Raw genomic sequence first — 22,619 nt, forward strand, 5'->3', positions numbered from 1 at the left:
GACTGAGGGCAGAACGCCGCACGGTGCTGCTCGTCGCCGTGATGGTGGCCCTGATGCTCGCCCTGGGCCTGCTCGGACTCTGCTACGGGGCGTCATGGTCTTCGCCCGGCAAGGTGTTCGCCGTGCTGAGCGGCGCGGACCATTCCGTGGTGATCCGGGACTGGCGGCTGCCACGGGTGCTGGCCGGACTGGTCTTCGGCGCCGCCCTCGGGGTCGCGGGGGCGATCTTCCAGAACCTCACCCGCAACCCGATGGGCAGCCCGGACGTCATCGGCCTCGACGCCGGCGCCTACACCGGCGCCCTGGTCGCCATGACCGTACTGTCCGGCACATCCGCGCAACTGGCCACCGGCTCGGTGCTCGGCGGACTGCTCGTCGCGGCCGCCATCTACCTGCTCTCGCTGCGCAGCGGCTTCTCCGGGCTGCGGCTGGTGGTCATCGGAATCGCCTTCAACGCGATGGTGACCGCGATCAACTCCTGGATCGTGCTGCGCGCCGAACTCGAAGTGGCGATCGCCGCCGTCGGCTGGAGCGCCGGCTCGCTCAACGGCGTGGGCTGGTCCGACCTGGGGATTCCGTTCACGGTGATCGCCGTGCTGCTGGCCCTGATGACCGCACGGTCGCATGCCATGCACCAGGCCTCGCTCGGTGACGCGGTCGCCGTGACCACCGGGGTCGGTCTCGGCCGGCTGCGGTTGCTCATGGTGCTGGTCGGCGTCGGCTGCACGGCCACGGTGACCGCCGTGGCCGGGCCGATCGCGTTCATCGCCCTGGCCGCCCCGCAGATCGGCCGCAGGCTCGCGGGCGCCGCCGGAGTGCCGCTGCTCCCGGCCGCGCTGACCGGGGCGGTGCTGCTCCAGGGCGCCGACCTGATCGCCCAGATGCTGCTCGCGCCCGTCGCGCTGCCCGTCGGCGTGGTGAGCACCGCGATCGGCGGCTGCTATCTGATCTGGCTGCTGACCAAGGAGGTGAGGCGCGCGTGACCGCACGCCTGACGGCGCGGGAGATCACCCTGCGCTACGGAGACCGCGTCGTGTCCACACGGCTGAGCCTCGACATCCCCGACGGCGCGTTCACCGCCGTCGTGGGCCCCAACGCCTGCGGGAAATCAACCCTGTTGAGCGCACTGGTCCGGCTGCTGCGCCCCGACTCCGGCCAGGTGGAGTTCGACGGCCGCGACGTCGGCGGCTACGCGACCAAGGCACTGGCCAGAGAGCTCGGCTTCCTGCCGCAGGACCCCCTGGCCCCCGACGACATCAAGGTCCGCCAGCTCGTGGGCCGGGGCAGGTTCCCGCACCAGTCGATGCTGGCGCTCTGGTCCGCAGAGGACGAGCAGGCCGTTACGGAGGCCATGGCCGCCGCCGGCGTCGAGGACCTGCACGGCAGGCCGGTGCAGGAGCTCTCCGGCGGACAGCGCCAACGGGTCTGGATGGCCATGGTGCTCGCCCAGCAGACGTCCTATCTGCTGCTCGACGAGCCGACGTCGTTCCTCGACATCACCCACCAGTACCAGCTGCTCGGACTGCTGGCCAGGCTCCGCGACGAGGGCCGCACGGTGGTCGCCGTCCTGCACGACATCAACCAGGCCTGCCGTTACGCGGACCACCTGATCGCCATGAAGGACGGCCGGGTGGTCGCGGAAGGCGTTCCCGGGGACATCGTGGACGCCGCGCTGATCAAGGACGTGTTCGACCTGCCGAGCGTCATCGTCCCCGATCCGGTGACCGGCACGCCGATGGTCGTACCCACACTTCAAGGAGAGTAAGTTGAGCACCGCAAGCGCGCCCTCGGACGGCCTTCTCGCCCTGACCAGTGCCCAGTTGGGCATCTGGAACGCGCAGCGCCTGGAGCCCGACTCGCCGTACTACGTGGTCGGCGACGTGGTGGAGATATCCGGCACGGAGCCGGTCGACGCGGACGCGCTCGCCGAGGCGGTCCGGGCGACCACGGAGGAGGCCGAGACCCTCCGGCTGCGGGTGTACGACACCCCGGACGGGCCCCGCCAGAAGGTGAGCGGGGAACCGGTCGGGCTGCCGGAGGTGGTCGACGTCAGCGCCTCTGCGGACCCCGTCGCCGCCGCCCAGGCCCTCGTCGACGCCGAGCGGGCCCGGACGGGTGAGGCATGCCGGGGGATGACGGACCGGGTGCTGTACGCACGTACCGTCATCAGGCTGTCCGACCACGAGGTCTGGTACACCCAGCTCGGCCACCACCTGGTCTTCGACGGCTACACCGCCGCGATGCTCGCCCGTCGCACCGCCGCCCGCTACACCGCCCTGGCGCGCGGGACGGAGCCGCCCGTCTCCACCTTCGGCGGGTTCGCGGACCTCGTCGCCGCCGACCGGGCCTACCGGGAGAGCGACCGGTTCACCGAGGACCGCGCGTACTGGGTCGAGCGGTTCACCCCGCTGCCCGAACTCGACGAGGCGACCGGGCCCGACACCGCAGGCGGTTCGCCCGAGCACACCCTGACCGCCCGCGCCGTCGTCACCCCGGAGGAGACGGCGAGGCTGCGCGCGTTCGCCGGCCGGGAGGGCGTCGCCTGGGGCGAGGCGCTGATCGCCTGCTACGCCGCGTTCCTGCACCGCATGCTCGGCCGCACCGACCTGGTGTTCGCGCTGCCGCTGATGTGCCGGGCGGGCTCGGCCGAGCTGCGCACCCCCGCCATGGCCGTCAACGTGCTGCCGCTGCGGGTCACCGTGCGCGGCGGGGACGGACTGGGGGAGCTGAGTCGGCGGGTCGCCGCCGCCATGCGCGAGATGCGGGAGCACCAGCGCTACCGGGGCGAGGACCTGCCCAGGGACCTCGGAGTACCCGGCGCGGGCGCCCTGCTGCACGGACGCGGGATCAACCTCAAGGCGTTCGACCTGGCGATCGACTTCGCCGGGGCCGGCGGTGTGATGCGCAACGTCGCGGGCGGACCGCCGGAGGACATGGGCCTCAGCGTCCTGCAGAGCCGGGACGGCGGGCTGCTGCTCGGCTTCGAGGTCGACGCCCGGTCCAAGGACCAGGCCTCGGTCGACGCCCTGCTGTCCGGGCTGCTGGCCCTGCTGTCCGGGCTGACCGACGGACTGCCCGTCGGCCGGATCGCCCTGACCGGCGACGCGGAACTTCCGGCCGAGTGGTGCCCGCCCGCCCTGCCCGGCACACCGCTGGACGTACCGGCCACGTTCGCCGCGATGACCGCCGCGGGGCCCGGCCGTACCGCCCTGGTCTGTGAAGGAGACCGGCTGACCGCGGCGGACCTGGCGGACCGGGTGCACCGGCTGGCCCGCGCGCTGCGGGCCCGGGGCATCGGCCCCGACGACGTCGTGGCGCTCGCGCTGCCCCGCTCCGCGGACTCGGTGGTCGCGCTGCTGGCCGTGCTGGACGCCGGCGCCGCGTTCCTGCCCCTGGACGCCGCACACCCGCCCGAGCGGCTGCGGGAACTGATCGAGGACACCCGCCCCGCGCTGGTACTGACCGCAGGCGCGACCGAGGGCCTTCCGTGGGAGACCCTGCTCGACGAGGCGGCCATGATGTCCGGCGCGCCCCTGACGGCCGGTGAACTGGCCGCGCCTCGGCACCCCGACCACCTCGCCTACGTCATCCACACCTCCGGGTCGACCGGACGCCCCAAGGGTGTCCTCGGCCGGGCCGGCGGGCTGGCCTCGCTGCTGCACCACCAGCGGGCCACCGTCGTGGCCGAGGCCGAGCAGGCGGCCGGCCGGCGACTGCGCGTCGCGCACACCTACTCCTTCGCCTTCGACTCCGCGTTCGACCACCTGGTGTGGCTGCTGTGCGGGCACGAACTGCACGTCTACGACACCGAGACCGCCCGCGACGCCGACGCCCTGCTCACCGCGTACTCCCGCGACGGCATCGACATCGTGGACACCACCCCGTCGATGGCCGCACCGCTGATCGAGGGCGGGCTGCTGGACCTGCGCCCGACGCTCCTGGTCCTCGGCGGCGAGGCCACGCCGCCCGCGCTGTGGCGCCGCATCACCGAATCGGGCGTCACCGCACGCAACATCTACGGGCCGACCGAGGCCACCGTGGACAGCACCACCGCAAGGATCGAGGGCGACGGGCCGACGATCGGCCACCCCCTCGCCGGCACCCGTACCTACGTCCTGGACAGCGCGCTGCAACCGGTCCCGCACGGCACGGCCGGTGAGCTCTACCTGGCCGGGCCGCACCTCGCGCGCGGCTACCTCGGCATGCCGGGGGCGACCGCAGAGCGCTTCGTGGCCGACCCGTTCGGCGCACCGGGCGAGCGCATGTACCGCACCGGAGACCTGGTCAGGTGGCTGCCCGGCCAGGGCCTTGAGTACCGGGGCCGGGGCGACGGGCAGGTCAAGATCCGCGGCCACCGGGTGGAGACCGGCGAGGTCGAGGCGGCGCTCGCCGCACTGCCCGGAGTCACCGCCGCGGCCGCCGGAGTGCGGTCGTCCCGGCTGGTCGGCTACGTCGTGTCCACCTCGCTCACCGGCGACGCTGCCCGTGCCCACCTGGCCGGACGGCTCCCCGAGCACATGGTGCCCGCGGCGGTCGTGGTGCTGGACCGGCTGCCGGTCACCCCCAACGGCAAGCTCGACCGCGCCGCCCTGCCCGCGCCCACCCTGCCCGGCGGCTCCGGCCGGGAGCCCCGCACCGAGCGGGAGCGGCTGCTGTGCGCGGTCCTGGCCGAGGTGCTGGACGTCGAACGGGTCGGCGTGGACGACGACTTCTTCGCCCTCGGCGGCGACAGCATCACCGCGATCACCGTCAGCAGCCGGCTGCGGACGGCGGGCCTCGCGCTGCGCCCCCGGGATCTGCTGGCCCGCCGTACCTTCGCCGCGCTGGCGGCCTCCGCGGAACCGCTGACACAGGCGTCCGAGCCGGCGGACGAGCCGGTCGGGCCGGTACCCGCGCCGCCGATCGTACGCGGCCTGCTCGACCCGCACCCGGACACCGGCGTCGTCGCCGGATACGCCCAGTGGACTGCGCTGCGCGTCGACGGCCTCGCCCACCACGACCTGGTCACCGGCGTACAGGCCGTGCTCGACCACCACGACGCACTGCGGCTGCGGGTGGCCGACGGGCTGGAGGTCCTGCCACGCGGCACGGTGCGGCCCGTCGTCGACGAAGTCCTCGGTCAGGACGTGACCGCCCTGGCGGAGCGGCTGGCGGCCGAACTCGACCCGAGCTCCGGCGACCTGCTGCGGGCGGCCCTGCTCCGTACCGGACAGGACAGACCGGACCGGCTGGTCGTCGTCGTGCACCACCTCGCCATGGACGGTGTGTCCTGGCGCGTCCTGCTGCCCGACCTGCACACCGCCTGTACCGACGGCACGCTCGAACCGGTCGGAGCGTCCTGGCGCCAGCACGCGCTGCTCCTCGCCGGACAGGGGGAATCCGGCGCGCGGCGCGGCGAACTCGACCACTGGCGGACCGCGCTCGCCGCCGCCCCCCGGCTCGGCGCCCGGCCGCTGGTCCAGCGGCGGGACACCGTCGCCACCGCCCACCGGTCCGTCACCGTCGCCTCCGCCGAGGCCACGGAGGCGCTCCTGACCACGCTGCCCGCCGCCTACCGAGCGGGAGTCGACGAGGTGCTGCTCGCCGCACTCGTCCTCGCGCTGCGCGGCTGGGGTCTGCCCGGCGACGCGCTGACCGTCTCGATGGAGGGCCACGGCCGCGAACACCTCGACCTGGCCCGCACGGTCGGCTGGTTCACCAGTGAGTACCCGGTGCGCGTCCCCGTCCGCGACGACGTCGGGCAGGCGATCCGCGCCGCCAAGGAGGCCCGCCGCGGCGTCCCCGACGGCGGGGTCGGATACGGCGTCCTGCGTCACCTCGACCCGGAGACCGGACCCGAGCTGGCCGCCACCCCGCCGCCGGACGTACTGCTGAACTACCTCGGCAGGTTCGCCCCGTTGTCCGCGAGCGGCTGGCGGCTGCCGGAGCGCGACGCCTTCTCGGTGATCGAGCCCGGAGCCAAGGCCCTGGAGCAGATCCTCGCCCTCAACTGCTTCGTCCACGAGGAGGGCGAGCCCCGGCTCGCCGTCGAGTGGACCGCCGCGACCGGAGTGCTCGGCGCCGACGCGGTGACCGCCCTCCAGCAGGCCTGGGCCGCCGCCCTGGACGCGCTGGCCGCGCACGCGCTCCACACCGAGGGCGGCCTCACGCCGTCCGACCTCCCGCTGGTCGGCCTCGACCAGCCCGCCATCGACGCCCTCGAACGCACCGGCCCGATCACCGACATCCTGCCCGCCACCCCACTCCAGGTCGGGCTCTCCTTCCACACCATCGTCCGTGAAGAGCAGGACACCGACGTCTACGTCGTCCAGGCCGTGACCACCCTGGCCGGCGAGCTGGAGCCGGACCGGATGGCGGAGGCCGCCCGCGAACTGCTGCGCCGCCACCCCGCCCTGCGGATGTACCTGGGCACGGCCGGGGACGACGTCGTCCAGGTCATCCCCGCCGAAGTCGCCCTGGAATGGCGCCAGGACGACCGGTTCCCCGAAGCGGCCCGCGCCGACCTGGAACGCCCCTTCGACCCGGCCCGGCCCCCGCTGATCCGCTTCCTGCTCTCCCGCGTCGGCCCCGCCGAGCACAAGCTGGTCATCACCAACCACCACGCCCTGCTGGACGGCTGGTCGATGCCGCTGGTCGGCCGCACCCTGCTCGCCCTCTACGCCGAACTGAGCGGCGGCCCCGCCGTACCGGCCGCCCCACCCCTGTCGGAGTACTTCCGCTGGCTGGCCGGTCGGGACCGGGGGGCGTCACTCGCCGCCTGGCGCAACGCCCTCGACGGAGTGGACGGTGCCACCCGGCTGGCACCCGCGAGCGTCGCGGCCGGCGTCGAGCGGCCCGGCCGCGAGACCATCGCGCTGGGCCACGAGTTCAGTGATCGGCTGCGCGCGTTCGCCCGCGAGCAGGGCGTCACCCTGACCACCGTGCTCCAGACGGCGTGGGGCCTGCTGCTGGGCCGGCTCACCGGACGCCGCGACGTCGTGTTCGGCTGCCCGGTCTCCGGCCGGCCCGCCGAGGTCGACGGCGTCGAATCGATGATCGGCCAGCTCGGCACCACCATCCCGGTACGCGTCCGGCACACCCAGGACCAGACCGCGGCCGGACTGATGGCACAGGTGCACGCCGAGAGCGTCGCACTGGCCGAACACCACCACACCGGCCTGCCCGAGATCCAGCGGGCCGTCGGCGTCGGTGAACTCTTCGACACGATGCTGGTCATGGAGAACTTCCCGCTCTCCAGCCGGAAGCGCACCCCGCTCACCCCCGGACTCGACCTGGCCGGGGTGGACATCACCGACGCCACGCACTACGCGCTCACCGTCATCGTCATCCCGGACGACGAGATCACCATCGGCCTCGGCTACCAGCCGCGCGCCTTCAGCGCGCGGACCGTGCGCGACTACGGCCGCTGGCTGCGCAACCTCCTGCGGGAGATCGTCGACGACCCGGCCCGGCCCGCGCTCCGCCTCCCCGCACTCGACGCGGAGGAGCGGGCCCTGATGCTGCGTACCGGCACCGACGCCGTACCCGCCAGGGAGCGCGGGCACTGGCTGGACGAATTCGCCGCGTGGGTACGCCGCAAGCCCGGCGCCGAGGCCCTGGTCTGCCGCGACCGCGGCCTCAGCTACGAGGAACTGGACCGGCGGGCCAACCGCCTGGCCCACGCCCTGATCGCCCGAGGGGTACGGCCCCAGGACCCGGTCGCCGTGCTGCTCGGACGCGACATCGAGATGACCGTGGCGCTCTTCGGCGTCGCCAAGGCCGGCGCGGTGTACGTACCGATGGACACGAGCTACCCGCGCGAGCGGCTGGCCTACATGTTCGACGACATCAACCCGGCCGCCGCCGTGACGGACGGCGCCGAACTGCCCGTCGACCGCGACATCCCGGTCCTGCGGCTCGACGACCCGGCCACCCTCACCGCCGTCCCCGACACCGACCCGGCCGAGGCACGTGCCCGGCTCACGGAGGACGCGCTCGCCTACGTCATCTACACCTCAGGAACCACCGGGCGCCCCAAGGGCGTCGGCGTGACCCACCGGGGCGTTCCCGACCTGATCGCCCTCCAGGAGGAGGTCGTCGGAGTCACCGAGCACGACCGGTACCTGCACTTCGCCTCGACCGGTTTCGACGTCGCGTTCTGGCAGACCATGGTGCCGTTGCTCTCCGGCGGCACCTCCGTGATCGCGCCGGAGGAGGTGCGGGTACCCGGCGACGAACTGCTCGACTACATCACCGAGCACCGGGTCACCGGAGTGAACCTGCTGCCGTCGTTCCTGGCCGCGATGCCCGACGACCGCACCGTCGACCCCGACGTGTTCTTCGTCGTCGGCGCCGAGCGCCTCGACCCCGAGCTGGCACGACGCTGGGGCGAGGGCCGCCGGGCGCTGTTCAACGCCTACGGCCCGACCGAGGTCACCATCAACTCCGTCACCTGGCAGTACGACCCGGACGACACCGGACCGCTGCCGATCGGCCGCCCCGACCCCAACGTCCGCGCCTACGTACTGGACAGCGGACTCCAGCCGGCCGGCACCGGCGTCACGGGAGAGCTGTACCTCGCCGGGCCGAGCCTGGCCCGCGGCTATCTGGGCCGCCCGGGGCTGACCGCCGCCGCGTTCGTGGCCGACCCGTTCGGCCCGCCCGGCGAACGGATGTACCGCACCGGAGACCTGGTGCGGTGGCGGCCGGACGGACAGCTGGTGTTCCTCGGCCGCGCCGACCACCAGATCAAGATCCGCGGCTTCCGCGTCGAGCTGGGCGAGATCGAGTCCACCCTGACCGGCCACCCCGACGTGCGCGCCTGCGCCGTCATCGTCCGCGAGGGCAGGCTCGTCGGCTACGTCATCCCCGTCGACGGCGCCGGCCTCGACACCGCACAGGTCCGCGCGTACCTGGCCGGGGAGCTGCCTGACCACATGGTGCCGACGGCGCTCGTACCGATCGACCGGCTGCCGCTGAGCCCCAGCGGCAAGCTCGACTCCGCCGCGCTGCCGGCCCCCGAGACAGAGACGGCGGCCCGGCGCGAACCCGCGAACCGGGCCGAAGCCGTTCTGCTCGGCGTGTTCCGCGAGGTCCTCGGCACCGATGACATCGGCCCCGACGACAGCTTCTTCGCCATCGGCGGGGACAGCATCGTCTCGCTGCAAGTGGTCTCGCGCGCCCGCCGCCAGGGACTCGGCCTGACCGCCAAGGACGTGTTCGAGGGGGAGACGGTCGCCGGGATCGCGGAGCGGGCCGCCGCCCTCGACGCCGGACAGGCCCCCACGACCGGAGACGCCCCGCTGACCCCGCTCATGCGCGACCTGCTGCGCCGGGCGGGAACGGCCGCGGACGGCTTCTGCCAGTGGGTGGAGGTCTGCGTCCCGCCGGGCGGCGACGAGAAGGGCTGGCGGTCCGTGCTCGACGCGCTGCTCGCCCGACACGACGTACTGCGGGCCCGACTGACCGGCGACACCCTGCACATCCCGCCGGCCGGCGCCGTGACCGCCGCCGACGTACTCACCCGCGTCACGGCGACCGGCGACCTGCGGGCCCCGTCCGACGCCGCGATCGCCACGGCCCGCGCGTCGATGGACCCGCGCACCGGCCCGCTGCTGCGCGCGGTCTGGGTGGACGCCGGAACGGACCGGCCGGGCCGGCTCCTCCTGATCGCCCACCACCTGATCGTCGACGGGGTGTCCTGGCGCGTCCTGCTGGACGACCTGGAGCACGCCCACTCCGGCGGAACGCTGACCCGGCACGGCCAGTCGTTCCTCGGCTGGGCACGCTCACTGCGCGACGCCGACCGGAGCTCCGAACTCCCGCACTGGCGGCGGATGACCGCCACCCCGGCGCTCACCCGCCCCCTCGACCCTGCCCGCGACACCGTCGCCACCGCCCAGCACCACGAGATCCGGCTCGACCCCGGACCGACCCGCGCCCTGATCACGACCCTGCCGGCCGCATACCGCACCACGCCGGACGCCGTGCTGCTCACCGCACTCGCGCAGGCGGTACGGGACTGGCGCGGCACACCGGAGGTGCTGGTCGCGCTGGAGAGCCACGGCCGCCCCCGACAGGTCGACCTGTCCCAGACCGTCGGCTGGTTCACCGCCGTCCACCCCGTCAGGCTCGAAGCGGGCGACGACGTGAAGGCGGTCAGGCAACGGCTGCGCGCCCAGGGCGACGGTCTCGGCCACGGCATCCTCACCGCCGCCGGCCTGCTGGACCCGGTGGCACCGGAGATCGCCTGGAACTACCTCGGCCGCTACCCCGGAGCCCCGGACCGGGAGACGCCGTGGCAGGCGCCCCCGGACGCCGACCCGCTCGGCTCGAACGGCTCCGACGCGATGCCCCTGCCGTACAGCCTGATGGTCAACGCCCTGGTGCGCGACGACGCGCTGGGGATCCGGATCACCTGGCCGTCCGCGCTGTTCACCACCGCGGAGACCGAAGCCCTGGCCGGGCACATCCGGGACGCGCTCCTGCGCGTCGCCGCCGCCCCCGAGCTCAGCGCACTCGACCACGACCGCCCGGCCGCCGACGTGCAGCCGCTGACTCCGTTGCAGGAGGTGATGCTGCGGCACTCGCGCACCGAGCGCCCCGACCCGTACACCGTGCAGTCGGCGTTCTCCCTCGCGGGACCGCTCGACATCGGCGCCCTGCGCGCTGCGGGCACCGACCTGCTGGAGCGCCACCCGAACCTGGCCGCCGTGTTCCCCGCCGATCTGGCGGTGATCCCGCGATCGCCCCGGCCGGACTTCCGGGTGGCGGACGGGTCCGTAGCCGAGGTGCTGGCGGCCGACCTGGCCGAGCCGTTCGACCTCGCCCAAGGCCCGCTCCTGCGGCTGACCGTGATCCGGTGCGGCCCCGAACGCGCGGAGCTGGTCCTGACCAGCCATCACGTGCTCTCCGACGGCTGGTCGGCCCCGCGCATCCTCACCGAACTGTTCGCCCTGTACACGGCGAGGGTGCGCGGCGAGGCCCCGGAGCTGCCCGCCCCCGTCCCGTTCGCCGGCTATCTGCGCTGGAGCGCCGAGCACGAACCCGACCTCGGCGCGTGGGCGGCCGAACTGGACGGACTGCCCGAGGGCGACTACCTGGGCGGCGGCGAACCCGGCCCGGCCTGGCAGGAACCCGAGGTCATCGAGTTCGACGCGGATCTGGTGGCCCGCCTCACCCGCCTCGCGGCCCGGCGCGGTCTCACCCCGAACACGCTGGTGCAGGGCGCCTGGTCGGTGCTGCTCGCCCGCCGGTCCGGCCACCAGGACGTCTGCTTCGGTGCCATGGTGTCCTGCCGCCCGCCGGAACTGGAGGGCGTGGAGGAGATCATCGGACTGCTGGCCAACACCGTGCCGGTACGGGCCCGGCTCGACGGCACCCTCGCACAGACCCTCACCCGGCTCCAGTCCCGGCAGCGGGCGCTGATCGAGCACCACCACGTGCCCCTGTCGGAGCTGGAACGGCTGACCGGACGGCGCAGGCTGTTCGACAGCATGGTGGTGTTCGAGAACTACCCCGTCGACCCGGACCGCCTCCGCGAACCCGCCCCGGGCCTCACCGTCGTCGGAACCCGCTTCCGCGAGGCCACCCATCACCCGGTCACCCTGACCGTCATGCCGGACGGCGACGGCTGGACCGGCGTGCTCGCCCACCGGATCGACGCCCCCGGACTCGCGGAGGAACTGCTCGACCTGCTCCGCGACATGGACGAGCACCTCGACAACGACGTCCTCGGCCTCCTGGAGGGCCGATGAGCGCGGACGCCGCACCGCCGCGGGATCGGGTCGACCGGGAACTGCTGCGGATCGCGTTCATCCTGGTGCTCGGCACCTTCATGGCCACGCTGGACGCCACGATCGTCAGCGTCGGAATCGACCGTCTCACCGACGAGTTCGACGTGTCCGTCGCCGGGATCCAGTGGGTCACCACCGGCTACCTGCTGGCCGTGGTCGCCGCCGTGCCCGCGTCCGGCTGGCTGGCCGACCGCTACGGCGGCCGGCGGACGTGGCTCGCCGCCGTGGGCGTCTTCCTGCTCGGCTCCGTGCTCTGCGCGTCGGCCTGGTCGGTGACCAGCCTGATCGTGTTCCGGGTGATCCAGGGCCTCGGCGGCGGCCTGCTGCCCGCGACCGGACAGGCGCTGCTGGCCCGCGTCGCGGGGCCCGGCCGCACCGGGCGGGTGATCAGCGTCGTCGCGGTCGTCCCGCTGCTGTCACCGGTGTTCGGCCCGCTGGCAGGCGGCTCCATCCTCTCGGTGGCGCCCTGGCCCTGGCTGTTCCTGGTCAACCTGCCGATCGGCCTTGCCGCCGCCCTGCTGGCCCGCCGCTATGTGCCGGCGGTGCCCCCGGCGAACCGGCGGACGCCGTTCGACCTGCGAGGAGCCCTGCTGCTCTCGCCCGGACTGGCCGTGCTGGTGTTCGGCCTGACCGAGGTCGCCCACGGCCGCACCGTCCCGGCCACCGCGGGCCTCATCGTGGGCCTGGCGATGCTGGCAGGCTTCACCGTGCACGGCCTGCGGACCCGTGGCACCCCGCTGGTCGACCCCCGCCTGTTCACCCGGCCCCCGTTCGGCGCCGCCGCGCTCTCCCTGCTGGTCCTGGGCGCGTCGGTGTTCGGCACGATGTTCCTGCTGCCGCTCTACTTCCAGACCAGCCGCGGTATGTCGGCCTGGGAGGCGGGTCTGCTCCTCGCCCCACAGGGGCTCGGCGCGGCGGCCGGCTCCGTGCTGGTCACCCGAACGATCAGCAAGGTCGCGCCGAGGACCCTTGTGGTCACCGGCATCGTCCTGATCCTCGCCGGCACCGCCCCCTTCACCCAGCTCCACCACGGCCTCCCGGACGCGGCGATCGCCGCGGCGCTGGCGGTCCGCGGCTTCGGCATGGCCATGGTCGGCGCACCCGTGATGAACATCGTCTACAGCCGCATCGAGCCCGAACACCTCCCCCGTGCCTCCGGCGCGCTCAACCTGCTCAACACGGTCGGCGGCTCGATCGGCACCGCCGCCCTCGCGGTGGTCCTGCAGAACCGGCTGTCGGCCCGCGCCCCGGATATCCCCGCCGCCTTCGGTGACACCTTCTGGTGGGTCCTCGGCTTCTGCCTCTGTGCGGCGGCGGGTGCGACGAGGCTGCCCAGGACCGGGGTCAGGAGGGAATCCGGCCCGGAACTCGCTCCCCGCGGCCGCCAGTAGCATCCGGACATGCGAAACATCGAGACGCTGGTGCCGTCGGCGGGCCGGGCGGACACCGTCGGCCTGAGTGAGTTCGACGCCGGCGAACTCGCCCGGTACGTGGCCGACCCCGCACACCCCTGGTGGCGGCGCAGATCGTGCGTCCTCGCGCCCGCCGGGCGGGTGCCGGAGCGGTACGCCGCCGAGCTGATCGCACGCGTATGCGATCCGGAGGATGTGGCCGAGGTGCGCATCGCGCTTTTCGACCTGCTCGCGGACCGGGGAGCGGAGCTGCTGCCCTGGCTGAGGCACGAGGACCGGCGGCACGAGCGTTCGTACGCCATGCCGGATGCGATCCTCAAAGCGCGTGGTCTGTTCGGAGACCGGTCGGCCGCACCCGGTCTGGTGACGCTCGCGGCCTCTCCGTGGCCGCACCGGCGGGCAGCCGGTGCGGCCACGCTGGACGCGTTGGTCACGCGGTACGGGGCCGAGCGATCCTTGCCGATATCGGTGCCGAGCGGCCCGAGGACCGCGCCTTTCACGTCCGGATCCGGCATCGTGCGGGGGGCGGACGTGACCGACGCGCTGGCGGACCCCGATCATGGCGTCGCGTACCTGGCCCAGTCGCTGCTGTCCGATCCGGTGCGGCTCCGCGGCTACTTGGGCGAGGCGCCGACGACGGATGCCGCGCTCTGGGCCGCGTACGCCCTGCACCGCCTGACCGGTGACGCGGAGGAGACCCGAGCCGCGTACGAGGCCCGGGGGAGCCCCCGGGTCGAGGTGGACGGACTGGACGAGGAACTCCGCGGTGCGATCGTGCACGAGTACGCGAACCGCTGCGAACGGCAGAGCGATCCCCGCTGGCGCGTCGAGGCGCTGTGTACCGATCCGCCCGTGCGCCCGGATCAGGACGGGAGACTCCGCCGGGCGACGGCTGCGCTGACGGCGGCGGGGACGGCACCGGAACCCCCTGTCCCGTGCGGCGAGTACCACCACCAGGGCGGTGGGACCTATCACGTGATCGAGTGCGGCGAGAGCGAGGTGTCCGTCAGCACCCTCGGGCCGTTCGTGGCCGGGGCCGCCACCGATGCCGCCGCCCGCGACGCCCTCGAATCGGCCGGCTTCCGCTGGATCGACGAGACCACCGGGGCGATCCGGGTCACCGGCCTCTGCGTCTACTACTTCGGTGAGCGTGAACCCGTCGGCGTCGACACCCTGTTGTTCTACTGGCAGGACGGAGGGCTGTCCCGCAATCCCCGACGGGTGAGTGCTTCGCGACCATGGGTAAGTCTTTGCCCATGGCCGGAATGTGTTGCTCCGCCTCGTCCCCGCTGCCCGTCCGGGCCGCTGCGGTGCGGTTCGTCCCGGACGGTGCGATGCCGGGTCGTACGGCGGGCGGCCGAAAGCGTGCGGGTGGCGGCCCCGGCCGTGTTACGGCCACGTTGACCGTATGCAATGGCGCGACGCACTCTCGTTACGTAACTGCGCAGTACATCTAGTTCGGCCGGGAGTGGCACAGGCCTCGAATCCGCTGCTCAGCTGTGGTTCCCGGGCCCCGGCCGACGAGAGCACGCAGGAGGTAGCGCATGTGTGGCATCACCGGCTGGGTCTCCTTCGAACGCGACCTGAACAGTGAGTCCGCGACCGTGGACGCGATGACGGAGACGATGTCCTGTCGCGGCCCCGACGACCGCGGCAGCTGGATCAACGGTCCGGCGGCCCTCGGGCACCGTCGGCTGGCCATCATCGACCTGCCCGGCGGGCGCCAGCCGATGACGGCCGACACTCCGCAGGGCACCGTCGCCCTCGTCTACTCCGGGGAGACGTACAACTTCACCGAGCTGCGACGCGAACTGGCGGCGCGCGGGCACCGGTTCACCACGGACTCCGACACCGAGGTCGTACTGCGCGGGTACCTGGAGTGGGACGAGGCGGTCGCTGAGCGGCTCAACGGCATGTACGCGTTCGCGGTGTGGGACGGCCGCCACGACAAGCTCGTCATGATCCGCGACCGGATGGGCATCAAGCCCTTCTACTACTACGAGACCCCGGACGGCGTCTTGTTCGGCTCCGAACCCAAGGCGATCCTGGCCAACCCGCTGTCCCGCGCCCGCGTCGGTCTCGACGGGCTCCGTGAGCTCTTCGCCTTCGTCAAGACACCCGGCCACGCCGTGTGGGAGGGGATGCGCGAGGTCGAGCCCGGCACCGTCGTCACCGTCGGCCGCAACGGGCTGCGACGGCACGTCTACTGGCAGCTGGAGACCCGCCCGCACACCGATGGCAAGGTCGAGTCCATCGCCCATGTGCGCTCGCTCCTCGACGACATCGTGCGACGTCAGATGGTCTCGGACGTGCCACGCTGCACCCTGCTCTCCGGCGGTCTCGACTCCTCCGCCATGACGGCCATCGCCGCCCGCCAACTGGCCGAGAACGGCGAGACGGTGCGCAGTTTCGCCGTCGACTTCGTCGGCCAGGCGGACAACTTCGTCGCCGACGAACTGCGCGCCACCCCGGACACGCCGTACGTGCACGACGTCGCCCGGTCATCGGGCACCGAACACCGGGACATCGTGCTGGACTCGCACGCACTGGCCGACCCGGAGGTGCGGGCCCAGGTGATCCGGGCGCGGGACATCCCGATGGGCTTCGGTGACATGGACGCCTCGCTGTACCTCCTGTTCCGGTCCATCCGGGAGCACTCGACCGTCGCGCTCTCGGGGGAGTCGGCCGACGAGGTCTTCGGCGGGTATCTGCAGTTCTTCGACGAGGAGGCGCGGCGCGCCGACACCTTCCCCTGGCTTGTGCGCTTCGCCCAGCACTTCGGGGACGACTCCGATGTGCTGAGGCCCGATCTGACGGCCGCCCTCGACATTCCGTCGTACATCCAGGACAGCTACGGCACAGCGGTCGCCGGTATACAACGCCTCGACGGGGAGAGCGACTTCGAGTTCAGGATGCGCAAGATCTGTCATCTGCACCTGACCCGCTTCGTGCGCGTCCTGCTCGACCGGAAGGACCGGGCGAGCATGGCGGTCGGACTCGAAGTGCGCGTGCCCTTCTGCGACCACCGCCTCGTCGAGTACGTCTACAACACACCCTGGTCGCTGAAGTCCTTCGACGGCAGGGAGAAGTCCCTGCTCCGCGAGGCCACGGCGGACGTGCTGCCGAAGTCGGTCTACGACCGGGTCAAGAGCCCCTACCCCTCCACCCAGGACCCCAAATACGCGCTCGCGTTGCAGGGACACGCCAAGGACCTGCTGGCCCGGCCCTCGCACCCGGTCTTCGACCTCGTCGACCGCGACCGGGTCACGCGCGCGGCGCAGCACGACGCACCGCAGATCACCCAGGCGTCCCGGCGCGGTCTGGAACGCACGCTGGACCTGGCACTGTGGCTCGACCTCTACAAGCCGGACATCTCGTTCTCCTGAGCGGTGGCCGCGGCCGGGGACCGGCCTGATCCCTTTCTGTCCGCGGTCCTGTCCGCGTTCCTGTCCGCGCCGGGATCGAAGCCTGCCCCCGCCGCCTATGCCCCCTATGCCCCTTACTGACCGGTACGCCCGCCCAGGTCCTCCACGGTGTCCCGCATCGTGCGGACCGAAGGCAGCGTCCGGGCCAGATTCCGGGCGGCTTCGGCCCCCGCCTTCCCGGCCAGGGGCCGATCGATCCCGGCCTTCGCCGCCGCGGCCGACACCGCGGTGAGCGATGCCTCCACCCGCTCCGCAAGCTCCAGCAGCTGTCGGGTCAGGTCCACCGCCGCGTCCACCTGCTCCTCGAAGGTGGGCTCGGCGGGCCAGGGACCGGGACCGGCCGCCTCGGACGGTACGGCCGCGCCGGACACCGTCGCACCGATCCCGGCCGACACCCCCATGGCCGGTGCGGTGCTCTCCCCGGCCGACGGGGACAGGGCGGGGAGGGGCGGGGCGGCCCCGTCCCCGGGCTGATCGCGCCACTCCTGCTGGGAGAACCACTGGGTGGAGGCCCCGGTGCCGCCGGGGTCGTTCCGCGCCGCGTCCGAAGCGTTCCCGCCCTGCCGGGGGGCGGGAACCTTGGGCCGGCGCTTGCCGGAATCCTTCGGGAACTCCCTGTCGAACCAGGCCGTGCTCATCTCCTCGATCAACAGCGCCCCGGAACGGCTGACCCGGACGGGCCTGCGGTCTCCCTCGTCCATGGCCCTCGCCAGCTCGCGCAGCACGGCCACAGCCATGACCCGGTTGCTCCGCAGGGCGTTGAGGTGGTTCTTCACCGTGCGCCGGACCCGTGCGGCCTTGGCGCCGTCGTCGTCGTCCGTCTTCTGGCCGGTGAGCGAACCCCGGTCGGCGTCGATGATGTCGAAAGCGGCCAGCCAGTGGGCTGCCCGGTAGGCCACCAGCTCCTCGAAGGCGTTGTCATCCTTGTCCGCGGCGTTCAGCAGTTCTCGGAGCGGGCGTCCGGAGAAGTGCAGCCCGGCCCGGACGGACCCGGCATTGAACACCTCGGCGATACGGGGATTCCACGGGGCCGGGTAGCTCTCCGACGTCAGAGCGGACCAGGCGCGGGCACGCCGGTTGATCTCGGGGCTGCTCAGCTGCGAGGGAGGCGACTCGCTGAGCGCCCGGCGGATCAGCAGCTTCTTGTGAGGATCGGTCGGAAAGAGCTCCCGCAGGATCATCATGGAGCGCAGATCGCGCAGCTCAGAGACCGTGGCGTCGTCCGCGGCGAGACTCAGTTCGCTGACGGGCGCCAAACCCGACAGAACCTGTGATTCCTTCTCGTCGAGAACCCCTCGCGCCACGTACATTCCGAGCACGCTGCGCCCCAGGGCCCGTCCCCGGTCATTCGGTACGAACTCCAGCGGTGGATGCACGTGATCGCGGCGGTTGCTCATCTGCACGATGCGATAGAGGCGTTCAGGGGTCGGCGTGCCGACGACCAGGTGAGCGGTCACCACCGCCACATTGGTCGCACGGATCGCCGTGGCCTCTTCGTCACCCGCGAGCCGGGCTTCGGCCCATTCCTGGTTGAGCCGGTCGGAGAGCTTCTCCAGCCAGAACTGCGGGTCGAAGAAGACTTCGTCACCGGGCAGACCGAGCTTGCTTGCCGGAACACCGGTGAGAACCTCGGCCGACGTCAGCCCAAAGATGTCCTGACGTCGCTTCGTTCGATTATTTCCTCGAACGGCCATCCAGCCCACGTATTCGGTGGGGTGCATCGGCTCGCCGTCGGCATTCAGCTGAGGGCGTTCGGTGAGGCAGAACCGTTGCGGGATGTACATGCCCGGTTCCTGCTGGCCGTTGAGGACCAGGTCTTCCTTGAGGTCGTACGAACGCAGTCCGTCCCGGCGGTCCAGTTCGTCAGAGGCCTCTTCCGTGTTCGAGGTGAGCCACTGCCGGTTGGGGGGATGGCTGAGCAGCGCCGCGTACGGCTGCTCGCCGTCGTCGGGACTCTCGCGAGGCCAGGGGTGCACCCTGGTGAGGGAACGCTTGGTCCGTCCGCCGACCGCGGGGTCCGCCGTCGAGTGCCAGAGGGAGCTGATCCGTTCGTTGTGCTCCCATACGACACCGCCCACCCCGTGCATCTGCACTTCGACCACCAGCATTTCGCCCGCGTCGGTACGCACCGTCCGCAGGGACCCCTCCCTGAGGGTGCGGACACCATGGGCGTCCGGCTCGCTCAGGGAGTGTTCCGGGTCCACGAGAAATGCGGCCGCGTTCTGCAGGGCGGCACGAGGCGACTTCACATGCGGGGTCGCCAGGGCGGCTTCCACCCAGGCATTCTGACGTTCTATCGAAACCGGAGGCCGGAATGGGCCGTCGGTCTGATGGTCGCTCATCACGTACCTCTTCACTTGTCGAACAAGTCAAACAACTTGGCGAATTGCCTGGCCGACCTTGCCACCACGGCCCAGACCTCACTGTCCGATCCGTCGAGTGCTTCTCGGGCGGCGGAGATGAGACTGACCATTCGTGCAGCCTGACCGAAACGGCGCTGCTTCCGCAGTTTGGCCAATTCGCCCTCGATCGACCTCAGTTGGCGGGAGAGTTCGTGGTCGAGATCAGGTTCGGGACTGTGGTCAGGGTCCGGTGAAGGGTCCGGGGTTGCGTGGGCGGACATCGAGAATGAACCCTTCGAGCGGCGGCTTGGATTGACTACCGTGCCATCGTCCGGAGTGAGGTTGCGCGCGATGACCGCATGAAGAGCCAAACTGCTTGGTGTTTGCCGTATCGAGGTCATCGACGAGGCGACGTGGTCGCCTCGTCGATTAAATACGATCAGAAGTGAAAGCAGCTTAGAAAAACGAACGCGCTAGCCGTCCTTGCGACGCGCCGGGTCGATATGGCTAGCGTGTTGACTAAATATCAACTGGTGTGATATTGGGGCGCTTGCAGGTGTGGATCATCCGCCGACGCAGTCGGGGCACAGTCCCCGGTACGTCACCTCGACCTCGGAGACGGTGAAGCCGAACCGTTCGGAGTCCGGCAGCCCGGTCAGCGGGTCGGTGTCGGGGTGGACGTCCCGGATGGTGCCGCACGCGGAGCACACCAGGTGCTGGTGCGGGTGGTGGGCGTTCGGGTCGTAGCGCCTCGCCCGGCCGTCGGTGCCCACCTCGACCACCTCGCCGAGCGCCACCAGTTCGCCGAGGGTGTTGTAGACGGTGGCGCGGGAGATCTCCGGCAGCCGGGCGACGGCGCGCACGAGCACCTCGTCGGCCGTGAAGTGGACGTGCTCGCCCGCGAGGACCTCTGCGACCACCCGGCGCTGCGCGGTCATGCGCCAGCCGCGTTCACGGAGTCGTGTCAGCAGGTCACTCATGCCCACCAGCCTAACTGTGCGTTGTCCGGCGAATGATTCGCGCAGACCCGTCTGTCGTATTGACTTGGACTAGGTCCATCGTAGGATCGGTTCCGGCTGACAGCCAAGGGTCAGGTCAACAGCAGGGGAAAATGCGTGGCTTCAGGAGACGGGTGCGCTCACGCCGGCATCCGGACCGTGACCGCCTCCAGCGGGAGGCGATCGCCTTCGGGGCCCCGGCACGTGCGCGCCGCCGCGGCCGCCCCGCGAGCCCGTCACCGTCGGTGCCACCAAGCTCAGTGCCGTCACACACGGATCCATCGCCACCCTCGGTTCCACCACCCTCAGTACCACCGCCTTGGGTCCCGCCACCCTCAGTTCCAAAGCAATGTGATCCGCCCCGTCCGGAAGGATTTCCATGACTGAGAACCACGACGCGATCGTCACCGACCCGAAGACCGAGGAGGTCTCCGGCTGCCCGGTCGCGCACGGTCGCGCGCCGCACCCGACCCAGGGCGGCGGAAACCGCCAGTGGTGGCCGGAGCGGCTCAACCTGAAGATCCTCGCCAAGAACCCCGCCGTGGCGAACCCCCTCGGTGAGGACTTCGACTACGCCGAGGCCTTCAAGAGCCTCGACCTCCCGGCCGTGAAGCGGGACATCGCGGAGGTGCTCACCACCTCGCAGGACTGGTGGCCCGCCGACTTCGGGAACTACGGCCCCTTCATGATCCGGATGGCCTGGCACAGCGCCGGTACCTACCGGATCAGCGACGGACGCGGCGGCGCCGGAGCCGGCCAGCAGCGGTTCGCCCCGCTCAACAGCTGGCCGGACAACGCGAGCCTCGACAAGGCCCGCCGGCTGCTGTGGCCGGTCAAGAAGAAGTACGGCAAGAACCTCTCCTGGGCCGACCTCATCGTGCTCACCGGGAACGTCGCCCTGGAGTCGATGGGCTTCAAGACCTTCGGCTTCGGCGGCGGCCGCGCGGACGTGTGGGAGCCCGACGAGGACGTCTACTGGGGTCCCGAGACCACCTGGCTCGGTGACGAGCGCTACACCGGCGACCGTGAGCTGGAGAACCCGCTCGGCGCGGTCCAGATGGGCCTCATCTACGTCAACCCCGAAGGCCCGAACGGCACCCCGGACCCGATCGCCGCGGCCCGTGACATCCGCGAGACGTTCCGCCGGATGGCGATGAACGACGAGGAGACGGTCGCCCTGATCGCGGGCGGCCACACCTTCGGCAAGACCCACGGCGCGGGCCCGGCGGACAACGTCGGCCCCGACCCCGAGGCCGCCCCGCTCGAACAGCAGGGCCTCGGCTGGCAGAGCACGTACGGCACCGGCAAGGGCGCCGACGCGATCACCAGCGGGCTGGAGGGCATCTGGACGGACACCCCGACCGCCTGGGACAACAGCTTCTTCGACATCCTCTTCGGGTACGAGTGGGAGCTGTTCAAGAGCCCTGCGGGCGCCCACCAGTGGCGGCCGAAGGACGGCGGCGGCGCGGGTACCGTCCCTGACGCGTTCGACGCCTCGAAGACCCACGCGCCGACCATGCTGACGACCGACCTCTCGCTCCGGTTCGACCCGGCGTACGAGGAGATCTCGCGGCGCTTCCACCAGAACCCCGAGCAGTTCGCCGACGCCTTCGCCCGCGCCTGGTTCAAGCTGACCCACCGCGACATGGGCCCGGTCGTGCGCTACCTCGGCCCGGAGGTCCCGGCGGAGACGCTCGTGTGGCAGGACCCGCTCCCCGCCAGGACGTACGAGACCGTGGACGCCTCGGACGTCGCCTCGCTCAAGGCGCAGATCCTCGATTCCGGCCTGAAGGTGTCGGAGCTCGTCTCCGCCGCGTGGGCGGCGGCCTCCTCCTTCCGCGGCAGCGACAAGCGCGGCGGCGCCAATGGCGCACGCATCCGTCTGGAGCCGCAGAACGGCTGGGCGGTCAACGAGCCGGACCAGCTGGCGTTGGTGCTTCGTCTCCTGGAGAGCGTCCAGGAGACCTTCAACTCCGCGCAGTCCGGCGGCAAGCAGGTCTCGCTCGCCGACCTCATCGTGATCGCGGGTGCCGCAGGCGTCGAGAAGGCGGCCAAGGACGCCGGCTTCGACATCGAGGTCCCCGTCACCCCGGGCCGCGTCGACGCGTCGCAGGAGCAGACCGACGTGGAGTCCTTCGTCGAGCTGGAGCCGGCCGCCGACGGGTTCCGCAACTACCTCGGCAAGGGCAACCGGCTGCCGGCCGAGTACCTGCTGCTCGACCGGGCGAACCTGCTCACCCTGACCGCCCCCGAGCTGACGGTCCTCGTCGGCGGGCTGCGGGTGCTCGGCGCGAACTACCAGCAGTCCTCGCTCGGTGTCCTCACCGAGACCCCCGGGGTGCTGACCAACGACTTCTTCGTCAACCTGCTGGACCTGGGGACGACGTGGAAGCCGACGTCCGAGGACGCCACCGCCTTCGAGGGCCGCGACGCCTCCGGCAAGGTGAAGTGGACCGGCAGCCGCGCCGACCTCGTCTTCGGGTCCAACTCGGAGCTGCGCGCGGTCGCGGAGGTCTACGCGAGCGACGACGCGAAGGAGAAGTTCGTGAAGGACTTCGTCGCCGCGTGGGACAAGGTCATGAACCTGGACCGGTTCGACCTCGTCTGATCACAGGGACGGGCCGTCGCGGCAAGGGAACCCCCTGCCGCGACGGCCCGTTCCCGTCGG

The 22,619-nt window shown here is 71.9% G+C and carries 10 protein-coding genes; 7 read left to right on the plus strand and 3 right to left on the minus strand.

Going from position 1 to position 22,619, the window contains the following annotated elements:
- Window positions 1–41: 41 nt before the first annotated feature.
- The 6 genes from RLT59_RS35455 (at window position 42) to asnB (ending at window position 16,572) form a co-directional block, all read left to right on the plus strand.
- Window positions 42–983, plus strand: a complete 942-nt coding sequence (locus RLT59_RS35455) for a FecCD family ABC transporter permease (protein WP_311307968.1) — start codon at window positions 42–44, stop codon at window positions 981–983.
- A complete protein-coding gene (locus RLT59_RS35460; protein ID WP_311307179.1) occupies window positions 980–1,765 on the plus strand; it encodes an ABC transporter ATP-binding protein in 786 nt (261 codons plus the stop codon). Before RLT59_RS35455 ends, RLT59_RS35460 begins: the two co-directional genes overlap by 4 nt.
- Window position 1,766: 1 nt before the next feature.
- On the plus strand, window positions 1,767–11,735 hold the full coding sequence (locus tag RLT59_RS35465; protein ID WP_311307180.1) for a non-ribosomal peptide synthetase: 9,969 nt from the start codon (window positions 1,767–1,769) through the stop codon (window positions 11,733–11,735).
- Window positions 11,732–13,165, plus strand: coding sequence for a DHA2 family efflux MFS transporter permease subunit (locus RLT59_RS35470; protein WP_311307181.1), 1,434 nt, complete (start codon window positions 11,732–11,734; stop codon window positions 13,163–13,165). The genes RLT59_RS35465 and RLT59_RS35470 overlap by 4 nt, the downstream gene beginning before the upstream one ends.
- Before the next feature lie 9 nt (window positions 13,166–13,174).
- Window positions 13,175–14,590, plus strand: a complete 1,416-nt coding sequence (locus RLT59_RS35475; RefSeq protein ID WP_311307182.1) for a hypothetical protein — start codon at window positions 13,175–13,177, stop codon at window positions 14,588–14,590.
- 140 nt (window positions 14,591–14,730) lie between these two features.
- The gene (gene asnB, locus RLT59_RS35480) at window positions 14,731–16,572 is read left to right on the plus strand and encodes an asparagine synthase (glutamine-hydrolyzing) (RefSeq protein WP_311307183.1); all 1,842 of its coding nucleotides are present in this window, start codon (window positions 14,731–14,733) and stop codon (window positions 16,570–16,572) included.
- A 113-nt stretch (window positions 16,573–16,685) separates the two neighbouring features.
- Here asnB and RLT59_RS35485 read toward each other — a convergent pair whose 3' ends face one another.
- The 3 genes from RLT59_RS35485 to RLT59_RS35495 all read right to left on the minus strand — a co-directional run bounded on the left by RLT59_RS35485 (window position 16,686) and on the right by RLT59_RS35495 (window position 19,933).
- On the minus strand, window positions 16,686–18,887 hold the full coding sequence (locus RLT59_RS35485; protein ID WP_311307184.1) for a hypothetical protein: 2,202 nt from the start codon (window positions 18,885–18,887) through the stop codon (window positions 16,686–16,688).
- 77 nt (window positions 18,888–18,964) lie between these two features.
- Window positions 18,965–19,354 carry a hypothetical protein gene (locus RLT59_RS35490; protein ID WP_311307185.1) on the minus strand — a complete coding sequence of 130 codons (390 nt, stop codon included), beginning with the start codon at window positions 19,352–19,354 and terminating at the stop codon, window positions 18,965–18,967.
- A gap of 162 nt (window positions 19,355–19,516) precedes the next feature.
- The gene (locus RLT59_RS35495; RefSeq protein WP_311307186.1) at window positions 19,517–19,933 is read right to left on the minus strand and encodes a Fur family transcriptional regulator; all 417 of its coding nucleotides are present in this window, start codon (window positions 19,931–19,933) and stop codon (window positions 19,517–19,519) included.
- Window positions 19,934–20,330: 397 nt separating this feature from the next.
- On the opposite strand from RLT59_RS35495, the gene katG reads away from it, so the two are divergent.
- On the plus strand, window positions 20,331–22,559 hold the full coding sequence (gene katG, locus RLT59_RS35500; protein WP_311307187.1) for a catalase/peroxidase HPI: 2,229 nt from the start codon (window positions 20,331–20,333) through the stop codon (window positions 22,557–22,559).
- The last annotated feature ends 60 nt before the right edge of the window (window positions 22,560–22,619 follow it).

The organism is Streptomyces sp. ITFR-6 (assembly GCF_031844725.1).
In the GTDB taxonomy this organism is placed as follows: Bacteria; Actinomycetota; Actinomycetes; order Streptomycetales; family Streptomycetaceae; genus Streptomyces.